We start from the raw sequence: 12,019 nt of genomic DNA on the forward strand, positions 1-12,019 counted from the left end.
GCCTCGGTACAATAGCTGTACCAATTGCCGTACTCGGTATTACCCGCAAATTGCGGGAGATAATTATGGTTTTTGGCAAGAGCATAAGCACCGACGGAGCGCTGGCCGCCGCCCATATCCGGCAGTTTCTTTCGGCCATGGCGCATTTGGGTTATGAACACAGCAGCATCCTGACTCTTCTGGAGCAGAACGCGGAAAAGGAGGTATGAACTCGTGTCTGTATTGGAATGTATCGGCCTCGGCAAGCGCTTTGGCTCTGCCGACGAAGTCGCGAACATTGTTTCTGCCTTGGCTTCTGACCAGTTTGCCTACGTGACCGGCCAGGTGTTCGTGCTCGACGGAGGTCTTTCTCTATGATGAATATTTACGAAATCAGCGAAAAGATTGCTCAGCGTCCGCCGTTCCAGATGATCGAGCGTGTCACGGAACTTACGCCGAACGAATCTGCCGTGGGCATCAAGAATGTGAGCGTGAACGAGCCGTACTTTACGGGACACTTTCCGGGAACCCCGATTATGCCGGGCGTGCTCATTGTGGAAAGCTGTGCTCAGCTTTGCTCGCTTGTGATCGAAAAGCCTGCCGAAGATTTGGAAAAGAATCTCTATGTGCTTTTGAAGATTGACGGATTCAAGTTCGTGAAGCCGGTGATTCCGGGTGACCAGCTTGAAATCTCTGTGAAGAAGACAAAAGAAGGCGGCGTGCTGGTCGGCTTTGACTGCATCGTGAAAGTGAACGGCAACGTTCACGCGAAGGGTGCTCTGACCTTTACGAGCATCCCGAAAGAATCTCTCGGAAAATAATGAAAAAGAAGAACCCGCTGTTCGAACTTTTCATGCAACTCGTCATGGTGATAGTCATCTACACCGTGCGCGTCTATTTGTTGGTGTGGTACCGCCCGAAGGTGACCTTCGTCGGTGAAACCGTTAAGTCTTCGCGTCTGAAGACGCCGTCGGTGATTATCGCGAACCATACGAGCATGTGGGACCCCCTCATGATGCTCGCTATCTTTTTCCATCACAAAAGCATTGTGGTGGCAAAGGATCAGATTGAAGACCCGCATTTCAGCTGGGCGCTGACCCGCGTGAAGTGCGTGATTCCTTGCGACCGCTTTAACCTGGATACCGAATGGGCGTTGCTTGCCAAGCGTGAACTGGAAAAGGGAAACAACGTCATCATTTTCCCCGAAGGCAAGTGCCGCTATGACGGCTTGCTGAACGAATTCAAGACGGGTTTTGCATTCCTTGCCCGCAGTACGGGTGCCCCGGTCTTGTCGGTGGGAATCGATGGCATTTATAAGCGTGGACACCGCACGCAGATTGTCGTGAGCGAACCTGAAAAGATTGAACGCGTGAAGGGAATCTCTTCTTCGAAACACTTGGCCGAACGCAGCGAATACTTCAGGCAGAAAGTCTGGGGACTCAAGCAGCGGGCTCTTGGCGTAGGCGATGCGCCGGTTTTGCCTGTTGCCGCGGATACACCCGAGGAGGTGCAGGCGTGAAGGTCGGGTTGGCTCTAGAAGGCGGCTCTCGCCAGACGATGTTCAGTGCGGGCGTACTCGATACGCTCATGGATGAAAACATCCAATTCGACTATGTGTCGGGAGTCTCTGCGGGGGCCCATGCGGCGGTCAACTACATTACGCACCAGCAGGGTCGTCTGCGTTTCATTGTGCTTCCGACGCGTCTGCAGAAGGGCAAGAAGTGGGCGAGCAAGTACATTGGAATCCAGAAGGAATTCCGTGCGCTGAACTACCTTTCGGCAGATGGCGAGATGCCGCTCGATTTCGAAGCCTACCGCAATTCAAAAATTGAATTCGAGATTGGACTTACCTGTTGCGAAACGGGCCGTGCCGAATTCAAGAGCGAAAAGAACGACAAGAAGCGCCTGCTGGACTTGATCAGCGCCAGTTGCGCCTTGCCGATGATTTTCCCGATTGCATCGCTCGACGACAAGCACTATGCCGATGGATGCATTACCGCGCCGATTCCGTTCGAGCGCGCCTTTGAAAAGGGCTGCGACAAGGTGGTGGCAATTTCGACGCATTACCCCGGCGAGGCCGTGACGGATTTTCGCAAGTACCGTGCGATTTTGAACCCCCTGTACAAGCGCAAGTATCCGGACCTGTTCCGTGCGCTCATGATTCGCCTGAATCGCTACGAGAAAATGTTCGTGCGGATTGAAGAGCTGGAAAAGGAAGGAAGCCTGTTCCTAATTCGCCCGTTGATTGATCTTTGCGACCAGTTCGATACCAATATGGACAAGATGAATGAGTCCTACGAACATGGTGTCGAAATGGCCAAAAAGCGCATGGATGACTTGAAGGCGTTCCTTGAAATATAGCCCAGGGCGGCAAGTCCGCTGAAGTGGGTGGACAAGTTTTCTACATTGTGACTTAGTCGTCTAGTTAGATGTCTACAGGGGCTAGACTTAGTGAGGAAAATATGGGAGTCTTTCTTAAGGCATTTCTCTTTTTTGCTGTTTGGTGCTTTTGCCTGACGGCGTGTGGTTCGGATTCAAAGTCCAGTTCGGTTCCTGAAAATGAAGATTCCGCGGAGCAGGATTCGCTCCGAGTTTCCGACCGCGACTCAAGCGGCGTTTCCGATGTCGATGTAAAGGCGTCGGACGCACCGGTGATTGTCAGCAAAATTGAGGACTACCGCACGGGAGACTCCATTGGAATTGTCCAGATCGGCATGTACATTTGGATGACCGATAATGTGACTAGGAGAGGTGTCGGAACGTCGAGTATCTGCTACGGCGAAGAAGACGAAAACTGCGAAACTTACGGTCGGCTTTTCGAGTTGCCGTCGGCAAATTCGGCATGCCCCTCAGGATTTGACCTTCCGTCCAAAAGGGACTGGAGCTGGCTTGGCGACTATAGCTTGATGTACCCGGAAGCGGTGAGCGCTCTGCAGTTTACCTATGGCGGCTACTGCATCGACAGAATGGATTCCCTGGATTGCAGGGGCCTAAATTCCCAGGGCAAGTATCTAGCGTCCGACGGTGTCGCTGTGCTTTCGCCGAAGTCTCCGCTGCCGACATTTGAAAATACGCTGAAGCTCGGCTATTACCAGTTGCGTTGCATGACCTACACCTACATCGTCGCAACGAAGAAGGATTTGCCGCTCTGCGATTCCACTAGTAAAAATAGGCTGGAGCCCTTCTACGTGGTGAGCGAGAAGAGCAACTACCGCTGCCTTGGAACTCGCTGGGAAGACGACTTTAGTGATGACTGTGACCATGTCATTACGGGAACGGCGGTAACGATCAACGACACCATGTACATCTGCAAATATGACGGATGGAAGGTGGCCAATATCTACGATGCCCGCGAAACCTGCACCGAGGAAAACGACTCGACGACGTTCTTGTTCAACGGGGAGCGCTACGTGTGCGAAGATGGCGGATGGCGCCTCTTTACCGAGCTTGAAGAAAAGTTCGGCTATTGCCGCAGCAACCTGCTGGGAACCTTCGACACCCTACGCGTCCGCAGCGATTCTGTTATAAAGAGGGTGGAATACATCTGCGATACAAGTGGCTGGCGACGCTCCGTAATGACGGACCATGTGGGATTCTGTGACAGTACCAAGCTCTACAAGAAGGTCAAGTTCCAGGATACGGCCTATGTTTGCCGCAATGACGAATGGCAGAAGTTGACGGAACTTGAAAAAGAACTGGGCGTGTGTACTCCCAAAAAACAGGATGTGATCGACACGACAGAAGAAGGAAGAGGCTACATTTGCGATAATACCTACTGGCGCCTTGTGGAGTTGGAAGATTACATCGGGAAATGCGATTCTACCAAATTAGAGAAAATTGCAAAATCTGGGAATTATAGCTATTACTGCACTACAAGTGGCTGGCACCAGATGAGTAATCTGGAACTTGATCTTGGAATGTGTACCGATAAAAACGACAAGTCCGTCAAGAAGGCGAAAGACGGAACCTATTACGCCTGCAAATATTCGAGGTGGGAAACCGCATACATCACGGATGTCTTTGGCTATTGCGATAGCACCTGCCAGTACAAAGAGATTGTCTTCAACAACAATAAATATTACTGTCTTGGAAAATCCTGGACGACAAAGACCCGTCAAGACAGTGCCATGGGGTTCTGCAAGACCGACATGTTTAACAAGGTGGACTCCATCGTTGTAGATAAAAATACGGAGTACTACCGCTGCACGGGCTCGGAATGGGTTAGACTGAACAATAACGAAGTTCGGTTTGGCATTTGCTCGTCCACAAATGCGGGCGAGGTAAAGCGTGTGACGGATACGGCTTATGTGTGTTCCAATGGGCGGTGGACTGATGGCGGTGCGGACAGCTATCTGGGTAGTTGTAAGTGGAGCAATACCGGTGAGGCGAAAACTTATCGCCGAAAGCAGTATGTTTGCCATGACCCCTATTGGACCGAAATGACTGCTCTCGAAAAGAATCTGGGAACCTGCAAGGAAAGTAATTGCGGCACTGCGGTGAAGGATGGCAGCTCGTATTATGTATGCAATTGCAAAAATCTTAAATGGGAAACCTCCTCGGCAACGGATTGGGAATTGGGGAACTGCCCCGCCGATACGGTTTTCTACAAGCAGTTGAAGCCGACCTGGTATTACAAGTGCATTAATGCCCGTTGGCAAGCTGTTACGGACCCGTTTGAAATCTATGGGCAGTGTGGGCTCGGCAATAATGTGGAACCGAGAACGGTCGTGCTACGGGATCAGGAATTCGCCTGTGACAAGAACAACTTGAAATGGAATGATTGGGTCGCCTTGGAAAGTGTCGACAGCGTAAAGGGGTACTGTACCAAGGCGATGCGGTATGACACTTTGTTCTACGATGGTACCTACTACATGTGCGATTCGACCACCGCTAGCATCACCACTCCGAACTACAGGAAGTATTACTGGAAAGAAGTGACTATTCGCGAATATATGCGCGACTGTAATGCGTCCAGCGAAGGCAAGGTGATGTTCAACGGCTTCAACAATAGCAGGTGTTCCAACGGCAAGTGGACGGGTATTACGACCGAGACGATGACCGATTCCCGCGATGGTCGAAAATACAGGGTGTTCACGGCCGGTGGAGTCACCATGATGGTCGAAAATCTCTCTTATGCGACTGCGGATTCCAGCTGGTGTATCGGAAATTCTGGTAGCTGTAGTAATGGTCGCCTTTACGCATGGTCGTCTGCCAAGAAGGCGTGCCCTTCGGGCTGGCGCCTGCCAGGGCGTGGAGATTGGAGCGATATAAATGATGTCTTGAAAGCCGTTGGTAACGATTATTCATATTACGGAGAAGGCTGGGACAAGGATAAAGGCGAGGATCTTTATGGGTTGAATATTACGCCGACAGGGTTCTATGAATTCTATATGCAAAATGGTTCTGATCCGATGACGATGCAGTCCCATTCTACGAGCGGAGCCTTCTATTGGATTGAGGATGAAGAATATATGTCTTTTGGCATGACTTTGAAACCGGACAGCTCTGCGCAATATGTAAACGCTAAGATTATCGGGCTGGGTGTTCGTTGCATTAAGAATTAAAAAGGGAAAGGAGTATGATATGCCAATAGTTGTTTTGTTTGCGGCGTTGCTTCTGGTGATTACGGCATGTGGTGGCGATTCGGGAAGTTCCGCCCCTGCTCCAGAAAACGATAGCCCGTCCAGCTCGGTAGAGCCTTTGCGGTCTTCCAGTTCTGCAGAGATTACAAGTGCGACGACCGTTGTAGATTCCGATGCCAAGGAAATCAACGACGACACTCCTGTCGATGGCAGGATGGTGGATTCGCTGACGGGAAATTCCTATAAGACTCGGACAATTGGAATTTATACGTGGATCAACGAAAACATAAGCGACAAGAATCCTTCTGTCAAAAGCACCTGCTACGCCTACAAGGAATCCAACTGCACCCTGTACGGCAGACTGTATATGAAAAAAAATGCCGAGGACTTGTGCCCTAGGGACTTTTTCATTCCCACAGTTTCCGATTGGAAATACCTGATGCAGGAAGACCCGCGCTCGTTCAGCTATGCGGGGGCGTGCTTTAAGTATGATTCTTTGGAATGCGCGGGTATTAACGATTCGGCGCAGTATCTGGCGTCTAATGATTCTGCGGTGGTGATGAACCGGTATGGTGATTTTTCGGAGACATTCAGTCTCGATCATGGCTTTTATTCCTTGCGCTGTGTCAGATACCGGAGCATTGTCGCGTCATATTCCGACCTGCCCGAATGTAACGATCAACTCCCTTCGATGTATGTTGTAGAGAAAGATTCTAACTATCGGTGCTATAGAGGAGAATGGGATAGCTATCGAGTGACGCCAAAAGTTTGTCAGTCCAGCGAGGAAGGCGAAAAGTACCTGGTGAATGGACTTGTGTACATTTGCAAGTCCGGCTACTGGGGGCTCACCACCGCCGACGATGCGGGAATCAAGTGCACCAGGAAGCATGTCAACGAGGAATTTTATGTGAACAATGTGCGTTACGCCTGTACGGACACCGGCTTCGTTGAGTTGACGTATCCGGCGTCGGTTCTTGGATACTGCTCGTCAACGCGTGAAGGTACGGTTGCCGAAGCCGATAGTGGTAAATATTTTACATGTGAACAAAACCGCTGGAGAAGTGCCACCGAACGGGATTTCCTGGGGGTGTGCGATGCTTCCTTGTATGGAGAAATAAGAACGGCCTTTGGGACGCAACATTATACATGCATCAGGGGGGTCATTTGGGCGAAGACTACCGAGCTTGAAGAACTGGTGGGCGGATGCAAGCTCGAAATGAGTGACTCCGTCATCACGAGTCCCATTGACGGAGCCCATTATGTTTGTAAGAATGGCGAATGGAAGGGCGGGAGTATAGAAGAAATTTTTGGAAAGTGTACTAAAAGCAATGCTCACGACACGATCAACGAAGGCATTATTACATATATGTGCCTGGCGGAAGCGTGGGATCTTATTGACAACCTGGATCGAAATTTGGGCTTCTGCACCGATTTGAGTGTTGGCAACAAGGGCGAACATAAAGGGACTATCTATTATTGCAAATACTATGGTGGCGAATATAAATGGATGACCGCTTCTACGGCGGAAGAAAAGTGGGGCTATTGCCCGACAGATACGACATTTGTCAAGGAACTTGATGGCGACTATTACAAGTGTGACCATGGAACTTGGAAATCGTCATCCTCAAGCGAAATTTTCCCTTATTGTCGCTCCGCGAGGGGCGAAAAGAAGGTGTACCAGGGGGTAGAATATGTTTGCGATACGAGTGCTTATCAGTATAACGGGGAATGGTATGCAATGACGTCTCTTGACTCGGCTCTGGGAGGCTATTGTCGGACATCGATTTTGAACAAAGGTGTTTTGTTGAATGGACGAGTCTATGTATGCAAAGTCGATAGTGTGTTAAGTTATAAGAAAAGCTGGTCCTTGGGCACTATGCAAAACTATATGAGAGGTTGTACTGAAAAACGCTTAGGAGAACGTGTGTTCAATGGGCTGGATACAAGTGTGTGCATTTATAATTTGTGCTCTGCTAAAATCCCAAGGACTTATTATTATGACGGAAAGTCCACGAGTGCCTGTATTGAATATTCTTCGGGATATATGTGGCAGCCTATTGTTCGTGATAGCCTTAAGGATAAACGAGATGGAAGGGTGTATGGTGTTGTAACAATGGGTTCACAAAAATGGTTGAACTACGATTTGCATTATTGGGTTTATACAGCTTATGGTTCTGATGGCTATACTTTTTCAATAGATCCGAAGGAGTATGAAGCTCGAGAACAAATATATAGATCGTATTACTATAAATGGACCGATGCTATGGGAAAAAAGGATATTTGTCCCGATGGGACGCATATTCCGTCCTTGGCGGAATGGAAAACTCTTTTTGATTATGCGCAGAAGTTGTCGCCGACAGAAGGGCTTTTGGCTTTGTTCCGGAGGTGGGATATTCGAACCAGTTATGTAGGAACTGATCTCTATGGCCTTGGTCTTAGAAAGGATGGCTTTGTGGATATGGATTATCTTCCTCCCGGTAATGATCCCAGATCGCATCTCAACGGTGACTATATGGCGGCCTATTATTGGGCGTCTGATGTAGGGGAAACTGATGGTACGGCCAGAGTGATTCATGTGGATACGACCATGACGGTTAATTATCAAACTGGAGCCCTGAAAGAAGACGCATACGCCATTCGCTGCATTGTGGATTGATGACCGCTCAATTCCTGCGTCATTGCGAGGGCGTAAGCCCGAAGAGGTCCATTACTCTTGTATGTTTAAAGCACTGCGCGCGCTTGTAGGCTGCTTGCCGAGCAGCTTGTAAAGCCTGCAGCGGAACAGCGGAATGGCTGCGATAACACCTGTCGCCACGATGGCGATGGAAATGTATGCTATGCCAGGCTTGTTGAAGGCTTCGCGGAAAAGCAAGCGCATAACCAGAAGAATGTACCAGTGAACCGCAAGAATTACGAGCGCGTTGCGCGAGATGTTGCGGAGAATTCCCTTGATGATGCGGATGGGGGCGATGTCTGGTAGTTTGTCTGCAAACATGAATGTGGCGACAAGACCCGCAATTCCAAAGAAGGAACTAGCGAGGAATACGGGGAGCGATTTCCCGAGATCGTTGTTCATGATGCTGAAATTCGGATCGGGAATTTCGATGAAGGCGTAAATGACAAACGAGAGGATTGCTGCTGCCGCGAGAATGGTGCCGTTACGCAAAGTTCCCACGTTTTTGCGAGCCCTTGTGACGAAGCAATCCATAGAAAATTTATTTACTGCGCCTTTGCACAGCCATCCGTTTGCAAAGAAGAACAACACCGTCAAGTCGCGTTCTATCCCGAGTGGCAAGCGAATTTGATTTTTGTAAAGCATCCAGCCGCCTGCGAGACTTGCGATGGCGATGATTATGGTCGCGGTCCGCGGAGCCTTTATGTGATTCGCAATTTTCTGCACCCCATAGAACAGCAAACTTACCGAGTACAGCGTGAACACGAACCACAGCGGTCCCGATCCGATGGAAGACTTGCCTGCCACAAATATTTTTGCAAGGTTCCAGTAGATGTAATCCCACACGGTCGCGATTTCGGGCTTGATATTCATGACCGTCATGCGGGGCGCCCTCGGGAACAAGTCAAAGTTGTAGAGCACCGGGTCCAGTACGAGGAACAACAGCGAAAGCAGGATGTAGGGAACGAGCAAGACGCGCGTCTTGTGAACAAGGTAGCTTTTGAAATCAGGAAAGCGCCGCGTGCTGAATAGCATTCCCGAAATGAAGAAGAAGGCTGACATGCGGAGCGCACTCAGGTGTAACATCCCCATTTGCGCCTGCGGGAAGGACTGCTCCACGTGATAAAGGCACACGAGCAACAACACGAATCCCTTGAACTCGTCAATCCACCCAATTCTTGCCATCGCCTTGTCACTCATGTCGTTTGATTGTCTTGCCCGACTCTTTGTCGTCCCCGCGTTTGTCATCCCGGCCTTGTGCCGGGATCACCGATTAGTACCACCTGCTTTCATCTGCAATCGTCGTCATGGGCCCGTGTCCGGGGAACACCACCGTCTCTTTCGGGAGCGAGAGCAGTTTGCTTTTAATCCCGCTTACAAGTGCATCGTCGTCCCCGCCAAAGAGGTCGCTTCGGCCTCTGCTACCTGCAAATAGAATATCGCCCGGGAACAGGAGCGGCGGAACATCTTTCTGCCCGTTCACTTCGCCCGGGTTTTCGCAGAAAAACGCGATGCCGCCGGGGGAGTGCCCTGCGATGTGGAAAACCTGCAGCTTGATGCCGGGCACCTCGACGGCATCGCCCTCGGCAAGGAAATTGCCGAGTCCGGGCGAAGGGGTGCGCAGCGGGAGCCCGAACATCTGGCTCTGCTCTTCCTGCAGGTCAAGCAAAAAGGCGTCTTCCTCATGGGCCTCGGGCTGCACGCCGTACTTGCGAGCCACAAACGCGTTGCCCAGCACGTGGTCCAGGTGCAGGTGCGTGTTCAGCAGGTGTCGCACGGTCAGGTTATTTGTGGCAATGTAGTTCGCCAACGCCGCTTCTTCGCGCTCGCTCGAAACACTCGGGTCAATCAGAATCGCATCGCCGGCGTCGTTGCTTAAAACGAAACCGTTCACACCGAAGGGATTGAATGTAAAAGCCTTTAGTATCATTTCTCTTTAATATAAAAAAGAAGGCCCGACGCTTTTCGCTCGGGACCTTCGCCTTTGAACATGAACTATACAATGTGTGATGTGGAATGAGTGATGTGTAATGTTTCTCTTACACCCCTAACCACTAACCACTAATCACTAACCACTGTCTACTGTCTACTGTCTACTAACCCTTGATTTCCCAGGTCGTGCCTTCCTTACTGTCCTTGATGACCACGTTCATGGCGGCGAGTTCGTCGCGGATGCGGTCACTTTCGGCCCAGTTCTTGGCGGCGCGCGCTTCTTTACGGGCGGCAATCAGCGCTTCAATCTTTGCGACATCCACGCCATCGTTCGCACCCTTCTTGGCGTATTCTTCACGGGGCTCGTCGAGCTTCAGACCGAAAATCTGGTCGAAGTCGGCCACCAGCGCAGCCTTTTCGCCGTCGTCAATACCGCTCTTGAGCATCGTGTTCATGATGCCCAGCGCACGCGGCATATTCAGGTCGTCGCCGATGGCGTCCTTGAATTCCTGCTGGAAAGCCTTGGCTGCATCGCTTGTAATCGCGGTAGCCTTGCCAATCAGCGGGTCCGTCTTCTTGTGCAAACTCTTGAGGCCTTCTTTAGCGCCTTCCAGAGCTTCCCAAGTGAAGTTCAGGTAGTTGCGGTAATGGCTACCGATGGCGAAGAAGCGGTAGTCGAGCGGGTTGAAGCCGCGGTCCATCAGGAGAGATACCGTCAGGAACTCGCCGCTGGACTTGCTCATCTTGCCAAACTTCTGCTCGGTGGTGCCGTCTTCCAGCTTTTCTTCGCTTGCTGTGCGCAGGAATTCGCCGTGCATCCAGAAACGTGCAAACGGCACGCCGTTGGCGCATTCACTCTGGGCGATTTCGTTCGTGTGGTGCACGCGGATGTGGTCCGTACCGCCGCAGTGGATGTCGAGCGTCGGGCCGTTGTACTTCATGGCCATCGCAGAGCATTCAATATGCCAGCCGGGGAAGCCGACGCCCCACGGGCTGTCCCATTCCATGGCGCGCTTCTTGTCCTTCGGGCTGAACTTCCACAGCGCGAAGTCGGTGGCGTTGTGCTTTTCGCCCATGTCGATGCGGCTACCCTTGCGGAGGTTTTCCACGTCGAGGCGAGCGAAGTCCGCGTAACGCGGGAACTTGAGGCTGTCGAAGTAGATGCCGTCGCTGGTGCGGTAGGTGTAGCCCTTTTCTTCCAGGGTCTTCACCAGTTCAATCTGTTCCTGGATGTGCTGCGTGGCAGGCGTCCAGCGGGTCGGTTCCTGGATGTTGAGGCGGTGCCAGTCGGCCATAAAGGCGTCGGTGTAGAACTTCGCGATGTCCCAGACGGACTTGCCTTCGCGGGCGGCGCCCTTTTCCATCTTGTCGTCGCCGGAGTCGGCGTCGCTGGTGAGGTGGCCCACGTCGGTGATGTTCACGATGTGGTTCACCTTGTAGCCGTAGTACTTCAGCGTGCGGACCAAAAAGTCTTCAAAAATGTAGGTGCGGAGGTTGCCGATATGGGCGAAATGGTACACCGTCGGGCCACAACAGTACATGCGCACGGCGGGAACGCCTTCCGGGAGAGTGAATACTTCTTTCTTGCGCGATGCGGTGTTGTAGAACTGTAGAGCCATTTTAGCCTCCGTTTAATGCGGCGCACATGCGCCAAGCGGGTGCAAATATAGCAAATGGCGAGAGTCGCGACAATGGCGCTTGTGCCAATTGGCATGACATACTGTATTAAATGTCAAGAGGCTTTTGTACAAAAATTTGGTACATAGGCCTCTTTTTTCGTAAGGACTGCATAAAGTTGTCGAAGCAGCTTGTTCGCCACTGCAATCAAGGCTACTTTGCTAGGCTTGCCCGA

The 12,019-nt window shown here is 51.2% G+C and carries 9 protein-coding genes and 1 pseudogene; 7 read left to right on the forward strand and 3 right to left on the reverse strand.

Annotation, left to right across the window (positions count from 1 at the left end; genetic code table 11):
• The 7 genes and pseudogenes from ACKI61_RS15135 to ACKI61_RS15165 all read left to right on the forward strand — a co-directional run.
• Positions 1–209: pseudogene (locus ACKI61_RS15135) on the forward strand (hypothetical protein); the annotation flags it as partial.
• Positions 210–213: 4 nt separating this feature from the next.
• Entirely contained in the window at positions 214–357 is a 144-nt protein-coding gene (locus ACKI61_RS15140) for an SDR family oxidoreductase (protein ID WP_407458488.1), read from the forward strand.
• Entirely contained in the window at positions 354–800 is a 447-nt protein-coding gene (gene fabZ, locus ACKI61_RS15145) for a 3-hydroxyacyl-ACP dehydratase FabZ (protein WP_073054460.1), read from the forward strand. The genes ACKI61_RS15140 and fabZ overlap by 4 nt, the downstream gene beginning before the upstream one ends.
• The gene (locus ACKI61_RS15150; RefSeq protein WP_407458489.1) at positions 800–1,498 is read left to right on the forward strand and encodes a lysophospholipid acyltransferase family protein; all 699 of its coding nucleotides are present in this window, start codon (positions 800–802) and stop codon (positions 1,496–1,498) included. Before fabZ ends, ACKI61_RS15150 begins: the two co-directional genes overlap by 1 nt.
• A complete protein-coding gene (locus ACKI61_RS15155; protein ID WP_407458490.1) occupies positions 1,495–2,340 on the forward strand; it encodes a patatin family protein in 846 nt (281 codons plus the stop codon). The genes ACKI61_RS15150 and ACKI61_RS15155 overlap by 4 nt, the downstream gene beginning before the upstream one ends.
• Before the next feature lie 101 nt (positions 2,341–2,441).
• Positions 2,442–5,543, forward strand: a complete 3,102-nt coding sequence (locus ACKI61_RS15160; protein WP_407458491.1) for an FISUMP domain-containing protein — start codon at positions 2,442–2,444, stop codon at positions 5,541–5,543.
• Between the two features lie 19 nt (positions 5,544–5,562).
• Positions 5,563–8,217 carry an FISUMP domain-containing protein gene (locus ACKI61_RS15165; RefSeq protein ID WP_407458492.1) on the forward strand — a complete coding sequence of 885 codons (2,655 nt, stop codon included), beginning with the start codon at positions 5,563–5,565 and terminating at the stop codon, positions 8,215–8,217.
• Between the two features lie 51 nt (positions 8,218–8,268).
• On the opposite strand, the gene ACKI61_RS15170 is transcribed toward ACKI61_RS15165, so the two are convergent.
• From ACKI61_RS15170 to cysS, 3 genes are all read right to left on the reverse strand, one after another.
• The gene (locus ACKI61_RS15170; protein WP_407458493.1) at positions 8,269–9,420 is read right to left on the reverse strand and encodes an acyltransferase family protein; all 1,152 of its coding nucleotides are present in this window, start codon (positions 9,418–9,420) and stop codon (positions 8,269–8,271) included.
• A gap of 88 nt (positions 9,421–9,508) precedes the next feature.
• Positions 9,509–10,165 carry an MBL fold metallo-hydrolase gene (locus ACKI61_RS15175; RefSeq protein ID WP_407458494.1) on the reverse strand — a complete coding sequence of 219 codons (657 nt, stop codon included), beginning with the start codon at positions 10,163–10,165 and terminating at the stop codon, positions 9,509–9,511.
• Positions 10,166–10,331: 166 nt separating this feature from the next.
• Positions 10,332–11,786, reverse strand: a complete 1,455-nt coding sequence (cysS, locus tag ACKI61_RS15180; protein WP_407458495.1) for a cysteine--tRNA ligase — start codon at positions 11,784–11,786, stop codon at positions 10,332–10,334.
• Positions 11,787–12,019: the final 233 nt, after the last annotated feature.

Origin of the sequence: Fibrobacter sp., from assembly GCF_045601785.1 — a bacterium.
Taxonomy (GTDB): domain Bacteria; phylum Fibrobacterota; class Fibrobacteria; order Fibrobacterales; family Fibrobacteraceae; genus Fibrobacter.